A 16,410-nucleotide genomic window follows, 5' to 3' on the forward strand; every position below is an offset into this window, starting at 1 on the left:
AAACCGATGTTTCGCGCGATGCCGCCGGATGTTACGGCCGCGCGTTCACGTACGCCGGCCACGAGCCGTAACCCGTGATGTCCCGGGCGCCTTCGGCCGCATGGGACTCGCACAGGAACCCGATGACGACGGTCCCGTCGTCGAGCTCGACCGACCCGAGCCCGAGCGGCGCCGGGATCTTCGTGAGCAACTCGCCCAGCTTCTCCGTTTTGAGGTGGTGCAGTTCCACCTCGATGGACGCCCCATCGGCGGTCCTGACCAGCCCCGGCCGGTCGCCGAGGTCGTAGAGCCGGTAGGCCGCGGCCGTGTGGGCGATCCCGGCCGGACAGGCCCCGAGCGCCAGCAGTTCCGGATGCAGCGCGTGCCCGGTCCGGTGCGCCCCCACCACCGCCAGCAGCGGCTCGTCCTTCCTGATCCGGTACGGGGTCGCTCCCGCGCGGCCCGTGTGGAAACGTTCGGCGGCGTCCGCGAGCGGACCGTCGGCGCCTGCGGGGGCGAGCAGGGTGACGCCGTGCGGTCGGCCCGCGGACGTGAAGCCGGCCGGGACGGCGATCCCGGCCAGATCGAGGAGGTTGGCGAAGGTCGTGTAGGTGCCCAGCACGGAGTTGCGGGCGATGGGATCTTCCGCCATCTCGGCGAGCGTGAACGTGCGCGGCACGGTCGGCACCGCGATGGCGTCGACCTCCGCCCAGGTCCGGCGGGTCCGCGCCGTCAGCTCCCTGAGCCGGTGGAGGCCCCGGAACGTGTCGGCCCCGGTGACGTCGCTCCCGCTTTTCAGCACCGCCGCGGTGACCGGATGGAGAGACTCGGGGTGGCTCTCGACGAACGGCCCGAGCACACTCCAGCGCTCGGCCACCCACGGCCCCTCGTAGAGCAGCCGCCCGGCTTCGAGGAACGGTTCGAGGTCGATCTCGACGAGCTCGTAGCCGAGGTCGCCGAGCCGGGTGAGCACCTCGGCCCAATGGGCCTCGCCCGGAATGACGCCGATCCTCCTGATCGGCTTCGTGGCGGGGGTGAGCTCACGCGACCAGGGGTCGTCCGGCTCGTACCCCTGGATGATCTCCAGGACGGTCCGGGCGTCGCCGACGTTCAGCGAGAACACGCTCGGGCAGTCGAGCGACGCGCACGCCGGCACCACGCCGAGCGTGCTGACCAGCCCCTTCGACGGCTTGAGCCCCACGGTCCCGGTCATGACGGCCGGAACCCGCCCCGAGCCCGCCGTGTCGGTCCCGATCGAGAAACTGACCAGCCCCGCGCTCACCGCCACCGCCGACCCCGACGACGAACCCCCCGAGATCAGCCCCGCGACCAGCGGCGACTCCACCGAGCCGTAGGGGCTCCGGGAGCCGGAAAGCCCCGTGGCGAACTGGTCGAGGTTGTTCTTCCCGATCAGGATCGCACCCGCGCCGACGAGCCGGTCGACGAGCGGCGCCGACCGGCCGGGCGAGTAGGCGAAGCCGGGACAGGCGACGGTCGTGGGCAGGCCGGCGACGTCAATGTTGTCCTTGACGGAGAAGGGGATGCCGTAGAGGGGCAGATCGGGGTCGTCGGGCAGGTCGGCGAGGGTCTCCTCCTCCGGCCGGAGACTGATCCACACGCTGTCGTCGCCCCTGGCCTTGATCCTGCGATAGACCTCGGCGACGACCTCACGGGGGTGGAGCCCGGTCTTGTACGCCGCCTTCAACGCCGCAATCTGCAGATCCACTCTGGAGGCCCTTCGTCGATTGTCGACAAAATATCCGATAGGCGATTCGGTGCATACCGTGACGTGTTAAATCCGCGTAGCGATAGAGGAGTGTGCTGAAGATCCTGCGGATCGCCCTGGTGGTCGTGGCCGCTGCCGTCAGCTCGGTGCTCCTGCCGCTCATGACGAACATCGTGACCGGCGGCGCCGCGCCGTCCTGGCTGGAGCCTCATCGAGGATTGACCTGGCCGCTCACCCTGGTGCTGGGGGTGATCGCGATCACGTTCACGGTTCTCCAGCAACTGGAGAAGAGCCCGGAAGGCAAGATCGCACGCCTCGTCCGACCCGGTTTCCGCGACCACGCCTCCGCACACGTGCGGCATCACCTGGACCAGCGTCTCGACCAGGAGCCGAGTCGGGCCGTCCGGGTGAAGCTCGATCTTGGCATCGTCCCCGACGCGGTCCTTCCCCCGCCGCCCGCAGATCGTGTGGGTCCCGGCGCACCCTTGCGGGTGACCGAGAATGCCACGCCTTTGGACGTCTACGACCGGCTCGACGGTTCGATGCTCCTTCTCGGCGCGCCGGGCGCGGGCAAGAGCACCATGATCCTCGAACTCGCGAAAGCTCTTCTCGACCGGGCGGACGGGCCGCTGCCACTGGTCGTCGAACTCGGCGAGTGGGGCAGGCGGCGTCGTACCCTGCTGCGCACCCGGCCACCGGAAGATCTGCGTGAATGGCTGCTGCGCCAGATCGAGAAGCGCTACGACATCGGCGCCAACATCGCCGATAGGTGGCTCGACGACGGCACGGCCACGCTGCTGCTCGACGGTTTCGACGAAGTCGGACCGGACTTTCGCGCCCGCTGCCTGACGGAGGTCAACGCGCTTTATGACCGGTATCCGCAGCTTTCCATGGTCATCGGCAGCCGCGCCGAAGAGTACGACGCGCTGCCCGCGCGGTTCCGGTTGTACGGCGCAGTGGTCATCCGGCCGCTGACCGGCGAACGGGTGCTGGCGTACCTGGCCTCGGGCGGACCTGAGCTCCGATCCGCGCATGAGGCGGTAGAGCGGGACCCGGAGATGCTCGAACTCATCAGCGCGCCGCTCTGGCTGCACGTTCTCGCGGGAGCTGTGATCAGCGCCGATCCGGGCGTCGGCGGCTGGAGCAGGAACGACCTGCTGGCCGCGTATGTGGAGCAGATGTTCCATCTGAAGCGAGCGCGTCGTCAGCACTACGGGAAGGACCAGATGCTCGGGTGGATCTCGCAGCTCGCCCGCGTGACGCTGGCGCTGAACTCACGCACGCTGCCCGGTTCTCTGCCGGGTCTCCGGCCGTTCCTGTGGTGGTGGGCGCTGCCCCCCGGACAGAGATCGGCCGTCGCCGAGACAGGTGCGTTCGTCGCGACGGCCATGTGGTCGGTGGCGCTGATGGCGACCCTGATCGTGAGCGATGGGACCGCCGGCGGCCTGATCGGAGCGCTCACGTCCCTGGGCACGGTGGTCTCGGTGCGCCTCTTCCTGGCACCACGAGAATCCGAGATCTCGGCTGGTTCTTTCCGGCTCCGCGGCTGGCTCTGCGGCGCTGTTCTTGGGCTCGTCGGAGCCGCTGTCGTCACCGGCATGGCCCGGCTCGGCACTCTCGCGACCCAGGCCGGTGTCTCGTGGCCGGTCAGGGCGACGAGTCTGCTCTTCCTGGCGTTCTGCCTCGTGGCCCTCATCGAGATCCTGCGGCGGAGATCATGGGTGGATCTGATCGGCGTCGGCGTGTGCGCGGGGATGGCGACCCTCGTCTGGCAGGTCGATGAGAACAGGACCACGCCTTTCTTCGTCGGCATGGGGCTCGCGTTCTGCGTCACGTTCCTGGTGGCGATGATCTACTCGCCCGCTCTGGCGATGGATCCGGACAAGGTCGACAAGGACGACAGACGGGTGCCGCTCACCGCGATGGCGGGGGGGTACCCGGGATCGCTCTCGGAATTCTGTGGGGTCCCGGTGACGACGGATCACCGTTGACCTTCGTGGCGCTGTTCCTGGGAATCTTGACGGGCGCAGGCTTGACGATGCTTGTGATCTTCCCGGTCCGCGGTGTCGGGGGCTGGGCACTTCTGGTGATCTCGGGGCTGCTGCCCCTCCGCTATCGGCGCTTCGTGATCCAGGCGGCCGAGATCGGCCTCCTGCGCCGTGACGGCAAGGGGTACCGGTTCCCGCACCTGATCCTGACGGAGTACCTGGCTACCGAAGCCGGTCGGCGACCAGGGCGAAGCTCTCCAGCGTGAGGTCCCAGAACCGGGCCACGTCGATCGACCGGGCCACGTTCGCGTTCGGCGACCGGCCGCGCAGGTTGAAGTCGATCACCGTCATCCCCGACGTGAACCGGCCCGCCGTCTCGACGTCGACCACGGCCGGGGTGAACTCGAACAGGCTCGGGTCGGCGACGAAGGCGACCGCCAGGGCGTCGTGGACCGCCGGGCCGTCGTGGGCGGTCGTCATGCCGTAGAACTCCAGGCTGGGGATCAGCAACTCGCCGCCGAGCCGGCCCAGGCCGCGCATCCGGTCGAGGATCGGCCCCTTGGCCAGGGCCGTCAGGCTGACGTCGAGGCCGATCTGGTTGACCGTCCAGCCCACCCCGAAGACGATCGCCGCCGCCTCGGGGTCGGCCGCGATGTTGAACTCGGCCGCGGGGGTGCGGTTGCCGCGCGTGTACGACCCGCCCAAGATCGTGAAGTCGCGTGCCCACTCCATGATCCGGGGCTCCCGGCGTACCGCCAGGGCGATGTTGGTGAGGGGGCCGACGGCGACCAGGGAGATCTCACCCGGAGCGGCGGCGAGGGTCTCGACGATGAAGTCGACCGCGTGCCCCTCGGCGACCGGCAGCCGGGGTTCGGGCAGCACCGCGCCGCCCAGGCCGCCGAAGCCGTGCACCTCCGAGGCGTCGATCCGGCTGGCGACCAGCGCCCCGGCGCAGCCGGCGACCACGGGGACCTCGGGGAAGCCCAGGAACTCGCGCAGCTTGCGCGCGTTGAGCGTCGTCAGGTCGAGGGAGACGTTGCCGCCGACCGTGGTGATCCCGACGAGGTCGAGCGCGGGGGAGCCGTGGGCGAGGGCGATGGCCAGTGCGTCGTCGATCCCGGGGTCGCAGTCGATGAGGATCTTCTTTGGTGCGGGCACGCCTCAGAGCGTAACCCGCTGGCGAATCTTGAGAGCGGTGTCGATCTGCCGGTGCATGATCCGGGCCCGTTCGAACTCGCCGCGTTCCGCGCTGGCCTCGGCGAGATTTCGCACCACTCCGAGCACGGCCCCGGCGACTTCCCGCAACCGTGTTTCGTTGGCCCAGTGTTCGCTCATCGGATCGAGGCCCAGTACGTCGAGCATCGCCCGCACGTCGGCGCATTTCCGCGCCGCCTTGTGAACGTCGCCGGAATCGAGGGCCGCGTTCCCCTCGTTGACGGCCGCGTGAATGAGCGAAACGGCCTGCGGGAGGTTCAGGTCGTGGTCCATCGCCTCTCTGAACTGCGGCGGAAGCTCGCCGGCCGCCTCGACGGCCACGCGGTGAACGAAACGTTCGATGCGCCGGTAGGCCACCGCGCTCTCCTCCACCGCGCCCACCGAGAATTCCATCGGCGACCGATAGTGGGCGGCGGCCAGATAGAAGCGCAGTTCCACCGGCCTGATGCGCCGCAGCAACGTGTGCACCGCCAGCGGGTTCTTCGCCGCCTTGCGAATCTTCTCGCCCCGGTGGGTGACCGGGCCGTTGTGAATCCAGAATCGCGCGAAACCGTCGCCGGCGGCCCGTGACTGGGCTATCTCGTTCTCGTGGTGCGGGAAAATGAGATTGGCCCCGCCGCCGTGGATGTCGAATTCGGCGCCCAGATATTTGCGCGCCATCGCCGAACATTCCAGATGCCATCCGGGCCGGCCGTCACCCCACGGCGCGTGCCAGACGGGTTCACCCGGGCGGCCCCTTTTCCACAACGCGAAATCGCGGGGGTCGCGTTTGCCGTGGCCGGGTTCCTCGCCGCCGCGCATCTGGCCCGGGCGCTGCCCGGAGAGTTCGCCGTAGCTCGGAAACGAGGAGACCGAGAAATAGACGTCGCCGTCGGCGGTGTACGCGTGCCCGGAGTCGAGCAGTTGCTCGATGAGCTCCAGCATCTCGGGGATGTGGCCGGTCGCCCGGGGCTCCACGCTGGGCGGGAGGCAGCCGAGCGCCTCGTAGGTGCTCTCGAAGGACCGGTAGACCGGGTCGGTGATCCGCCACCAGTGCACGCCCTCGGAAAGCGAGCGGCTGATGATTTTGTCCTCGATGTCGGTGACGTTGCGGCAGAAGAGAACGCGATATTCGGAATATGATAACCAGCGGTGCAGAATATCGAAGTTCACTTGCGAGCGTATTTGCCCGACATGGGGCGGGACGACGACGGTGGGACCACAGAGATAAATCGACGCGATTCCCGGAATTCGGGGGGAGAAATCGCGGACCGACCGGCTGAAAGTATCGTATAGGCGAAGTCCCACCTAGCCGAGGGTAAGCCAGTAATCCGCGTCCTGTCGATAGAAACGGGCAGACGTGGCGCGCACATCATGAATGCCGCATTGTGAGACAGGTCAAACGGGTTGACACAGTAATGAACCACGCGTCATGGCTAAGGGATCGGCTATGGACAAATCGGTCGGGTGGGGGTACGGCCCGCGCCCCGGTGGGTGGGCGTGGGCGGCCGGCGACAGCTGGTCGGTTCGGCTCGTGGGCCGCGCCCCCCTCTTTGACGAGAAAGGGGCGCGGGTGCCGCCTGACAGTCGGCCGCCGGGGGCGTGGGCCGTACCGGCTGAGGGGTGTCCGAAATTATCGGCGGATCACGTGCAGAACCGAGGCGATGCGCTCGGCGGCGGTCACGACGTCGGAGGCGTGGCCGATGCGGCCGGCCCAGGAGAGCCAGTACCACCACTCTCCGTCGTTGGCGTTGGACGCCAGCACGTCCTCGGCCATGGCGGGGGCCATCGGGTTCACCACGCGCAGCCGGGGGTAGAGGCCGGCCGGCGCCGACAGGCGAACCTGGAACGAGTGCGCCTCAAGTTGGGCGGCGAGCCGTTCGAGGTGGTCCATCGCCTCGCTGCGATCTGCCTTAATCGCCATGGTGGTCTCCCGGGGGACGTTGCGACCTTTCTCCGGAAAGGGTGAACCTGGGATGACTGCCCGGCAATCGGGCGTACTACCCGAATACGTGCAATAACCAGGGAACTCGCTGGTATTCAGTGGAACAGCCACGGGTCCCGGGTCGCGAACCCATAACGACGCTGGCAGTTGGGTGCGCGCCGGTTAACCTGTGGGAAATATCCGTAATAGCCGATCACGGCGGGTCCGGGGCAAACTGGGACCAGCGGGATGTCAGCAGCGGAAGGGCAGGCGGGATGGCCCGAGGAGAGCACTCTCCGGCATGTGCTCGTCGCTGGCGCGAGCAGGCCGAGGCACGACAGTGGTCGATGTGGCAGACGGTCCAGGCGATCCACGGCTGCTGCGGGGTCAGCATGCTGAAGGCCCACCGGCTCGGCCGGGGATGGTCCGCGCGCCAGGCGATCGAAGAACTCGAATACCTCTGTGAACAGCAGTCGCTCGGCCTGCCCAGGGCCAGCATCGACCTGCTCAACGCGTGGGAGAACAACCGGGCGCGACCCCGCCCCCAGACGATCGACCTGCTGGCAAGGCTCTACAAGGCCAACGCCGTACGCCTCGGCCTCGCCGCCGACTACTGCGACGACCCCGGCGTGAGCCAGAAGGTCGTGGTCGTGGCCAACGGGTCCTCCGAAGACGCCGTCCACGTCGAAGACCTGGCCGACGACGACACCGACCGGCGGGCGCTGTTCCACCAGGCGATGCTGATGGGCACCCCCAACGGCAGGTTCTTCGCCGAGGTCGAAGGCACCCGGCACGATTTGGACCGGTCCCTGGCAACCACGACCGTCACCGAAGACCAGCTCGACCGGCTCGACGAGCAGGTGCTGCGTTACCGCCGCGAATACATGACCACCCCGCCCACGCCCATGTTGTGCCGGGTGATGCTCGAACTCGCCGACGTACGCAAACTGACCGGCGCCCGCCAGCCCGCCGGCGTGCAGCGCCGCCTGCTGACGGCCACCACGATGCTGGCCCTGCTGTCGGCCGACGCCCTGATGAAGCTCGGCGACACCCGCCAGGCCCACGCCTGGTACGGCACCGCCCGCACCTCCGCCGACGACGTCGGCGACCTGCGCTTACGCGCCCTGGTCAGGGCCAACCAGACGATGCTCCCCTACTACTACGGCGACCTGACCGAGACCGTCCGGCTGGCCCGCGAGGCCCGCATGCTGGCCGGTTCGGCCCCCAGTTCCCCGGCGGCCCTCGCGGCGGCGGCCGAGGCGCGGGCCCTGGCCCGGATGGGCGACCGCAAGGCTGCCCGCATCGCGCTCGCCGAGGCCGAGCAGATCTTCGCTCGCATGCGCGGCATGAGCCAGGACGACCTCGCCTTCGTCTTCACCGAGAAGCGCATGAGCTTCTACCGCACCGGCACCCTGATCGAGCTCGGCGACGACTCCCAGCTCCAGAACCTGGAGATGGACTCGGGGTTCCAGACGATCGACCCGGCGCTGATCCTGCTCGACCAGGCCACCCACCTGGCCCGCCACGGCGACTACGAGGAGGCCTGCCGCCTCGCCGCCCAGGCGCTCAGCCAGGTCCCGGCCGAGCACCGCACCTCGATCGTCATCACCCGGGCGAAGGCGCTGCTGAACGAGGCCGATCCGCGGCTCCCCGCCGTCCGCAACCTGAACCAGGTCCTGTCGGAGTCGTCCCTCCGGCTGGCCATATGAGCGCCTCACACGTGACGATCACGCACCTCGCCCGCACCACGCCCGCCCGTCCGCTCGCCGACGAGGCGTTCACCGTCCTGCGCGCGGTCTGCGACCGCATCGGCGTCGACGCCGGCGGGGCGCGGCTGATGCGGCTGCGCAGCAACGCCGTCTTCAAGCTCCGGGGCGACATGGTGGTCCGGATCGCCACCGCCCCCGACGCCCTCACCCGGCTCCCGGCCGTGCTGGCGGTGGCCCGCTGGCTGGCCGACCGGGGCTTCCCGACGGTCCGCCCGGTCGACGAGATCCCGCACCAGCCCATCGTCCACGGGGGCCGGGCGGTCACCTTCTGGCGGTACGTCCGCTCCAACGGCTCCCCGACCACCACCGAGCTCGGCCACGTGCTGCGTGATCTCCACCGCGAGCCGGTGCCGACGTCCATCCCGCTCCGGCGGCTCACCGACCCGCTGGCCGAGGTCCGGCACGCGGTCGAGCACCGGGCCGAGGTGCTCACCCCCTACCAGCGCCGCTGGCTCGGCGACCGCATCGAAGAACTGACCGATCGATGGCCCACCCTCGACTCGGGCCCGCCCGTCCTGCTCCACGGCGACGCCTGGATCGACAACCTGCTCCGCTGCCGCGACGGCAATGCGATTCTTTGCGATTGGGACGGCGTGGCCGTGGGCCCCCGTGAGTGGGACCTGGTGCACACCTACCACGGGCAGCGCCGATTCGGCCTCTCGGCCGGCGACGTCGACGCCTTCGCCCACGCCTACGGCTCTGACCTGCGAGATTGGCCCGGCTACACGACCCTGATGGAGATCAGGGACATGTACGCCGTGGGCATCCACATCCGCAACGCCCTCGGCGATCCGTTCTCCCGGCAAGAACTTCCACGCCGTCTCGACTCGCTGACCAGAGGCGATGGCCACGCGAGGTGGTACATGGCTGCCCCCGCGCTCGGGGTGCGCTAGGCTTGACGTGTTGCAGTGGTGTTTTGTAAAGAACGCCTCCGGCCAAACGGCCGGTAGCGGGCGTACTGCTTTTCCGACGTAGGCGGATGCAGGGCTGGTCCGCTAAGCAGCCCGTCTCGTTGACCTGACGAGACGGTGAGGCTCCGCATAAGGAGAAGCAGTTGTCTGAAGGCACCGTCAAGTGGTTCAACGCCGAAAAGGGCTTCGGTTTCATCGCCCCTGACGACGGCACCCCTGACGTGTTCGTGCACTACTCGGCGATCAACAGCGGTGGCTACCGCAGCCTGGACGAGAACCAGCGCGTCAGCTTCCAGACCGTGCAGGGCCAGAAGGGTCCGCAGGCCGAGAACGTGACGCCGATCTAAGTTCCATCCAGCACCAACCAGAAGCCGACCGATTGCCTCGTGCAACGGTCGGCTTTCTCGTTCCGGAAATGGGTAGGGGCGCTGCCCATGCGGCTGACCCAGACCTCTGAACTGTGGTGGAAGAACGCCATCGTCTACTGCCTGGACATCGAGACCTTCGCCGACGGGAACGGCGACGGGATCGGCGACTTCCGGGGCGCGATCCAGCATCTCGACCACCTCGACCGGATCGGCGTGACCTGCATCTGGCTCATGCCGTTCTTCCCGACCCCCGACCGCGACGACGGCTACGACATCGTCGACTTCTACAGCGTCGACCCCCGCCTCGGCACCCTGGGCGACTTCGTGGAGTTCATGCGGGTGGCCCGCGACCGGGGCATCCGGGTGATCGCCGACCTCGTCGTGAACCACACCTCCGACCAGCACCCCTGGTTCAAGGACGCCCGCTCCTCCCGGGACGCCAAGCACCGCGACTGGTACATCTGGTCGGACGAGCCCGAGCCCGACGACCCCGAGGGCGTGGTGTTCCCCGACCAGGAGAACAGCCTCTGGCAGTGGGACGACCAGAGCGAGCAGTACTACTTCCACCGCTTCTACAAGTTCCAGCCCGACCTCAACACCTCCAATCCCGAGGTCCGGGACGAGATCGCCCGCATCCTGGGATTCTGGATGGAGCTGGGCCTGTCGGGCTTCCGCGTCGACGCGGTCCCGTTCCTGGTCGAACGGGTGCTCGAACAGGACGACGCGCTGCCCGACCCCCACGAGTTCTTCGCCGACCTGCGCGCGTTCATGAACCGCCGCGACGGGACGGCGATGCTGCTGGGGGAGGTCAATCTGCCGTACAAGGACCTGATGGCCTATTTCGGCGACACCCCGCTCGGCAACGAGATCACCATGTGCTTCGACTTCATCGGCATGCAGCGCATGTACCTGTCGCTGGCCCGCGAGGACGCCCGTCCCCTCGCCGAGGCCCTGCGCGAGCGCCCCGCGCCCCCGAAGGACAGCCAGTGGGCCTCATTCGTCCGCAACCACGACGAACTGACCCTCGACAAGCTGACCGACGCCGAACGCGAGGAGGTCTTCGCCGCCTTCGCGCCAGAGGAGGACATGCGGATCTACGACCGCGGCATCCGTCGGCGGCTGCCGACCATGCTGGAAGGCGACCAGCGCCGGATCAGGATGGTCTACAGCCTCCTGTTCGCCCTGCCCGGCACCCCCGTGCTCTTCTACGGCGAGGAGATCGGCATGGGCGAGAACCTCGCCATCGAGGGCCGCCAGTCGGTCCGCACCCCGATGCAGTGGACGTCCGGCCGCCACGGCGGCTTCAGCACGGTCGAACCGGCGATCCCGATGCCCGGCGGCGACTACGGCCCCGATGAGATCAGCGCCAGCGCCCAGCGGCGCGACCCCGAGTCGCTGCTCTCGTGGATCGGCCGTCTGGTCGAGCAGTACCGCGAGGCCCCCGAACTGGCCTGGGGCTCCTACGAGGTCATGGACGGGGGAGACGACGCCGTCCTCGTGATCAGGAACGAGGGCATCGTGACCCTGCACAACTTCGCCGGGCGGCCGGCGAAGGTGACCCTGGACCTCGACGCCGAGGGGAAGGTGCTGGCCGACCTGTTCTCCGACGACCAGGTGGAGATCACGGACGGGCGGGCTCTGGTGGAGGTGGACGACTACAGCTGCCGCTGGTTCCGCCTCTCCGACCCGGAGACCGCCCCGTAGCGGTCAGGCGTGGCGGGCGGCCATGATCCGGGTGCGCAGGGCGTCGAGGAAGACGCTGCCCTCTTGGAGCGGCAGCAGGTAGGAACTGGCGTCGGCCCCGAACCACTGCGCGTGCACCCAGACGCCGCCGTCCGCCGCGCGCAGGTCGGCCCCGGCCAGCCGGGCGCCCAGCCGGACCGACTCCCCGTCGGGCCGGACCAGCACGATCACGATCAGGGCCGGGGTGAGCACCCCTGCCGACAGGTTCGTGCCGCGGGTCTGGCAGCACATGACGACCCGGTCGGTCAGGTCGCCGAGAAGGTGCTGGTCGGCGTATCCGTCGACCAGCACCCGCAACCGCACGTCGAGGTCGTCGAAGGGGAGGATGGTCGTCTCGGTCATGCCGACACCCTAGGTGGCACGTGCACGTCGAAGTGGATCGAGGCCTGTCCGAGGACCGAATGCGGCTCCTGCCCCGGTTCGACCAGCCCCAGTTCCTCGAACACCCGGAACCTGGCGTGCGTCGCCGCCAGGAACACCGGCTCCATGACGGGGTGCCACACGCTGTAGGTCCCGACCGCCCGCCGCCCCTGGAACCAGCCCGTGGTGGGGTGGGTGAGCAGCGGCAACCAGTCGTCTCCCAGCCCATCCGGCGGGTACGGCGCCACGCCCGCCGCCCGGCACTCCGCGTCGTCGGCGTCGAGCTCCCAGCGGGGCTCCGGCCCCCAGTCGCCGGTGATCCTGATCCGGGTACGCCGCCACGGCATGCCCCACAGACGCCTCGGCACCGCGACGAGCGGATGGTCGAGAGCGGTCCGGAAGAACCACACCCCGGGCTCGCCGTCGCGGGTGACGTAGGCGCGGTAGTTGATCTGGCCGCAGGCGATCGCGACGCGGGGACAGAACCGGAAGCGGAAGTCGCGGTCGCGGAAGCCCACCGCCGACACCAGCGCCCCCGAACCCCCGGCCGCCCAGTGGAAGCGCACGGGCGCGAAGCCCGGCGGCAGCAGGGCGGCCAGCCGGTCGGCGGGCACCCGGAAGCTCACGATCACGAAGTCGTCGAGCTCGCTCTCGGCGTGGTGCCATCGCGGGGCCGGACGGGGGGTGCCGCTGAAGTCCACCCCGTCAGGTTACGGGCGATCTTGTCCCAGCAGGTTCTTCAGCGCGTCCTCGATGCCCCGGTGGAAGGTCGGGTAGGCGTACATCATCGAGCGCAGGGTCATGATCGGCACCCGGGCGTGCACCGCCACCGCGAGGGCGCCCATCACCTCGCCGCCCGTCGGGCCGACCGCCGTCGCGCCGACCAGGACGTCGTCCGAGGCGACCAGTTTGATCAGGATGTCCTTCGTCCCGTGGATCCAGTCGCGGGCGCCCGCCGTCGTGATGCCGATCGTCACGGCCAGACCCTGGTCGCGGGCCTGCTTCTCGGTCAGGCCGACCGCGCCGACCTCCGGGTCGGTGTAGGTCACGCGGGGGACGGCGCGGTAGTCGGCCCCCGCCACCTCCTCGCCCAGGATGTCGAGGGCGGCGATGCGGCCCTGGTAGTTGGCCACGTGGGTGAAGCCTCCGTGGCCGGTCACGTCGCCGGCCGCCCAGACGCCGTCGGTGACCCGCATGTGGGGGTCGGTGGGGATGTACTTGGCGTTCTCGTCGACGCCGACGACCGACAGGCCCGTCAGGTCGGTCGACCGGCCGGCCACCACCAGGAGGTTGTCGGCCTCGATCACCTCGTCGCCGACCGTCACGGCGAAGCGGCCGTCGTGGCGCACCCGCGACGCGGACGCCCCGGTCAGCACCCTGATGCCCTCGTCGCGGAAGACCTTCGCGATCAGTTTCCCGGCCTCGGGCTCCTCGCCGGGCAGCAGGGTGGGGGCGGCCTCCAGGAGGGTGATCTCGGTGCCGAAGCGGGCGAAGACCTGGGCCAGCTCCAGGCCGATCGCGCCGCCGCCGAGCACGATCATCGAGGCGGGCACGTGTTCCGTCGCGACGGCCTCGTGGTTGGTCCAGTAGGGGGTGCCGGCGAGGCCGTCGATGTCGGGGATCGCCGGGCGGGTGCCGGTGGAGATCAGCAGGCCGCGCCGGGCGCGCAGCACGCGGTCGCCCACGGTCACCTCGCGGGGGCCGGTGACGACGCCGTGGCCGCGGACGAGATGACCGCCCTTCTTCTCGAAGCGGTCGGCGGCGGCCTGGTCGTTCCAGTCGTCGGCGGCCTCGGCGCGGACGCGGCGGGCGACCGGCGTCCAGTCGGGGGAGACGGTCGCGTCGCCGGCCAGGCCGGGCACGCGCCGGGCCTCGCCCAGCACGTGGGCGGCCCGGATCATCATCTTCGACGGTACGCAGCCCCAGTAAGGACATTCGCCGCCGACCAGGTCGGCCTCGACCCCGGCCACGCTCAGCCCGGCCTCGACCAGCCGGCCGGCGGCGTCCTCGCCACCCGGGCCCATGCCGAGCACGATCACGTCGAATTCATCCATGCCCGGCTACCTGCCCATATGGCGTCAGATCAGGCCGAGCTCCGTGACCGCGTCGCGCTCCTCCTGGAGCTCCTTGACCGAGGCGTCGATCTTGCCGCGGGAGAAGTCGTCGATGTCCAGGCCCTGGACGATCTCCCACTGGCCGTTGCGCGAGACGACGGGGAAGGAGGAGATGATGCCCTCGGGCACGCCGTAGGAGCCGTCGGAGACGATCGCGGCGGAGGTCCAGTCGCCCTCGGGGGTGCCGTTCACCCACGAGTGGACGTGGTCGATCGCGGCGTTGGCGGCCGACGCGGCGCTGGACGCGCCCCGGGCCTCGATGATCGCCGCACCGCGCTTGGCGACGGTGGGGATGAAGGTGTCCTTCAGCCAGTCCTGGTCGACCAGCTCGGCGGCGATCTTGCCGCCGACCTCGGCGTGGTAGAGGTCGGGATACTGCGTCGCCGAGTGGTTGCCCCAGATCGTCATCTTCTTGATGTCGGTGACCGGGACGCCCAGCTTCGACGACAGCTGCGACAGGGCCCGGTTGTGGTCGAGCCGGGTCATGGCGGTGAACCGGTCGGCCGGGACGTCGGGCGCGTGCCGCTGCGCGATCAGCGCGTTGGTGTTGGCGGGGTTGCCCACGACCAGGACGCGCACGTCGTCGGCGGCGTGGTCGTTGATCGCCTGGCCCTGCGGGCCGAAGATGCCGCCGTTGGCCGACAGCAGGTCGCCGCGCTCCATGCCCGCCGTGCGGGGCCGCGCGCCGACGAGCAGCGCGACGTTGGTCCCGTTGAACGCGTAGTTCGGGTCGTCGGTGATGTCGATGCCCTTGAGCAGCGGGAAGGCGCAGTCGTCGAGCTCCATCGCGGTGCCCTCGGCGGCCTTCAGCGCCGGAGTGATCTCCAGCAGGCTCAGCTGGACGGGCACGTCCGGCCCGAGCAGGTGCCCCGAGGCGATGCGGAAGAGCAGGGCGTAACCGATCTGGCCGGCCGCGCCGGTGACGGTCACTTTGACGGTCATGACGATTCCCCTTCGGGCGGTGTACGTGTCCTGCGGATGCTACTCGCCAGTGGAGCCCCACTTATGCTCAGGCCACGGGTTTGCGGCAATTCATGGGGACGCGGGCCGGGCGGCGCTGCCCTGGCAAATCGGGCAAACATGGCGATACAGCTGAAACTTTCAGGTAACAAACCACGTTTTCGGCCGGTGACGGGGCGGCGTGTGCGCTGGTCGCCGGTGGTGCTGGTGTTTCGGGGCACGAAAGCGGGAGGCTGGGGGCCGACGGTCTTCCTGTACGCCACGGGACCGCGCACCTAAGGTCCGTGGGAGCGCTCCCAGCGCGCAGTGAATCATCGCAGGAGGACCCCCGCAATGAGATCCACCCCCCGATCCGGAGCCGCGCGCTCCCGACTGCGCCGCGGCCTCGCCGCGGTCGCGGTGGCCGCGCTCGGATCCACCATGGCCGTCGTCACGGCCACGTCCGCGCAGGCCGCGGTCACGTGTGACGTGACGTACACCACCAACGACTGGACCACGAGCCCCGGCCAGGGCGGCTTCACCGCGAACCTGACGGTTCGCAACACCGGCGACGCCCTCTCGAGCTGGAACCTCGGTTTCACGTTCCCGAACTCGGGCCAGCGTGTGAGCCAGGGCTGGTCGGCCAACTGGACGCAGAGCGGCTCGAACGTCACCGCGTCGAGCATGCCGTGGAACGGGAGCGTGCCGAGCGGCGCGACCCTGAGCCTCGGCTTCAACGGCACGTGGAGCGGCAGCAACCCCAAGCCGACGTCCTTCACCGTGAACGGCGTGACCTGCGGCGGCGTGACCCCGTCTCCCTCGCCCTCACCGTCGCCCAGCCCCTCGCCGTCGCCGTCGCCGTCGCCTTCACCCAGCCCCTCGCCCTCGCCCTCGCCTTCTCCCTCCCCGTCGCCCTCGCCGTCACCTTCGCCGAGCCCGTCGCCGTCGCCCCCCGGCCCCCGAGTGGACAACCCCTATGCGGGCGCGACCGGTTATGTGAACCCCGACTGGTCGGCCAGCGCGGCCTCCGAGCCGGGCGGCGCGGCCGTGGCCAACACCTCGACCGCCATCTGGCTGGACCGGATCGCGGCGATCACCAGCGGTTCGGCCGGCAACAACAGCAAGGGTCTGCGTGACCACCTGGACCTGGCCGTCCAGCAGGACGCGGCCAACGGCTCCGCGCCGTTGACGATCCAGGTCGTGATCTACAACCTGCCCAACCGCGACTGTTCGGCGCTCGCGTCGAACGGTGAGCTGAAGGTCGCGCAGAACGGCCTGAACCGGTACAAGACCGAGTACATCGACCCGATCGCCTCGATCATGTCGGACTCGAAGTACCGCAACCTGCGCATCGTCGCCATCATCGAGATCGACTCGCTGCCGAACCTGGTGACG

15 protein-coding genes are annotated in these 16,410 nt (G+C 69.4%); 7 read left to right on the plus strand and 8 right to left on the minus strand.

Annotation, left to right across the window (positions count from 1 at the left end; translation table 11 throughout):
- Positions 1-31 precede the first annotated feature (31 nt).
- Positions 32-1,705 carry an allophanate hydrolase gene (atzF, locus tag AW271_RS32165; RefSeq protein ID WP_063818184.1) on the minus strand — a complete coding sequence of 558 codons (1,674 nt, stop codon included), beginning with the start codon at positions 1,703-1,705 and terminating at the stop codon, positions 32-34.
- Positions 1,706-1,797: 92 nt separating this feature from the next.
- Between atzF and AW271_RS32170 the strand changes: the two genes are divergently transcribed.
- Both AW271_RS32170 and AW271_RS40285 read left to right on the plus strand, forming a co-directional pair.
- A complete protein-coding gene (locus tag AW271_RS32170; protein WP_062341367.1) occupies positions 1,798-3,696 on the plus strand; it encodes an NACHT domain-containing protein in 1,899 nt (632 codons plus the stop codon).
- Positions 3,697-3,701: 5 nt separating this feature from the next.
- On the plus strand, positions 3,702-3,959 hold the full coding sequence (locus AW271_RS40285) for a hypothetical protein (protein WP_157554847.1): 258 nt from the start codon (positions 3,702-3,704) through the stop codon (positions 3,957-3,959).
- On the opposite strand, the gene AW271_RS40290 is transcribed toward AW271_RS40285, so the two are convergent.
- From AW271_RS40290 to AW271_RS32190, 3 genes are all read right to left on the minus strand, one after another.
- On the minus strand, positions 3,916-4,851 hold the full coding sequence (locus AW271_RS40290; protein ID WP_062341369.1) for a nucleoside hydrolase: 936 nt from the start codon (positions 4,849-4,851) through the stop codon (positions 3,916-3,918). The two genes, AW271_RS40285 and AW271_RS40290, sit on opposite strands and share 44 nt — an antisense overlap.
- A 3-nt stretch (positions 4,852-4,854) precedes the next feature.
- Positions 4,855-6,195: a cysteine--tRNA ligase gene (gene cysS / locus AW271_RS32185; RefSeq protein ID WP_062341370.1), complete on the minus strand. Its 1,341-nt coding sequence runs from the start codon at positions 6,193-6,195 to the stop codon at positions 4,855-4,857.
- Between the two features lie 325 nt (positions 6,196-6,520).
- Complete coding sequence (locus AW271_RS32190) at positions 6,521-6,811, minus strand: hypothetical protein (RefSeq protein WP_245653309.1); 291 nt, start codon at positions 6,809-6,811, stop codon at positions 6,521-6,523.
- A gap of 347 nt (positions 6,812-7,158) precedes the next feature.
- On the opposite strand from AW271_RS32190, the gene AW271_RS32195 reads away from it, so the two are divergent.
- The 4 genes from AW271_RS32195 (at position 7,159) to AW271_RS32210 (ending at position 11,563) form a co-directional block, all read left to right on the plus strand.
- Complete coding sequence (locus AW271_RS32195) at positions 7,159-8,520, plus strand: NsdA family TPR-like regulatory protein (protein WP_245653310.1); 1,362 nt, start codon at positions 7,159-7,161, stop codon at positions 8,518-8,520.
- A gap of 11 nt (positions 8,521-8,531) precedes the next feature.
- Complete coding sequence (locus tag AW271_RS32200; RefSeq protein WP_245653311.1) at positions 8,532-9,473, plus strand: aminoglycoside phosphotransferase family protein; 942 nt, start codon at positions 8,532-8,534, stop codon at positions 9,471-9,473.
- A 161-nt stretch (positions 9,474-9,634) separates the two neighbouring features.
- Positions 9,635-9,838: a cold-shock protein gene (locus AW271_RS32205; RefSeq protein WP_030455889.1), complete on the plus strand. Its 204-nt coding sequence runs from the start codon at positions 9,635-9,637 to the stop codon at positions 9,836-9,838.
- A gap of 87 nt (positions 9,839-9,925) precedes the next feature.
- Positions 9,926-11,563, plus strand: coding sequence for an alpha-amylase family protein (locus tag AW271_RS32210; RefSeq protein WP_062341373.1), 1,638 nt, complete (start codon positions 9,926-9,928; stop codon positions 11,561-11,563).
- Positions 11,564-11,566: 3 nt separating this feature from the next.
- Here the strand turns inward: AW271_RS32210 and AW271_RS32215 are convergent, their stop codons facing one another.
- The 4 genes from AW271_RS32215 to AW271_RS32230 are packed head-to-tail and all read right to left on the minus strand — an operon-like array spanning position 11,567 to position 15,018.
- Entirely contained in the window at positions 11,567-11,944 is a 378-nt protein-coding gene (locus AW271_RS32215) for a hypothetical protein (protein WP_062341374.1), read from the minus strand.
- Positions 11,941-12,663 (minus strand): DUF2071 domain-containing protein, encoded by a 723-nt coding sequence (locus tag AW271_RS32220; RefSeq protein ID WP_062341375.1) that lies wholly within the window; start codon positions 12,661-12,663, stop codon positions 11,941-11,943. Before AW271_RS32220 ends, AW271_RS32215 begins: the two co-directional genes overlap by 4 nt.
- Positions 12,664-12,672: 9 nt before the next feature.
- Positions 12,673-14,016, minus strand: a complete 1,344-nt coding sequence (locus AW271_RS32225; protein ID WP_062341376.1) for a dihydrolipoyl dehydrogenase family protein — start codon at positions 14,014-14,016, stop codon at positions 12,673-12,675.
- Between the two features lie 24 nt (positions 14,017-14,040).
- Positions 14,041-15,018 carry a malate dehydrogenase gene (locus AW271_RS32230; protein WP_062341377.1) on the minus strand — a complete coding sequence of 326 codons (978 nt, stop codon included), beginning with the start codon at positions 15,016-15,018 and terminating at the stop codon, positions 14,041-14,043.
- Between the two features lie 351 nt (positions 15,019-15,369).
- Here AW271_RS32230 and AW271_RS39065 point away from each other — a divergent pair.
- On the plus strand, positions 15,370-16,410 hold a 1,041-nt coding region (locus tag AW271_RS39065), incomplete at its 3' end, for a cellulose binding domain-containing protein (RefSeq protein WP_174553129.1).

It is taken from the genome of Herbidospora sakaeratensis, assembly GCF_001570525.1.
GTDB classification, from domain to species: domain Bacteria; phylum Actinomycetota; class Actinomycetes; order Streptosporangiales; family Streptosporangiaceae; genus Herbidospora; species Herbidospora sakaeratensis.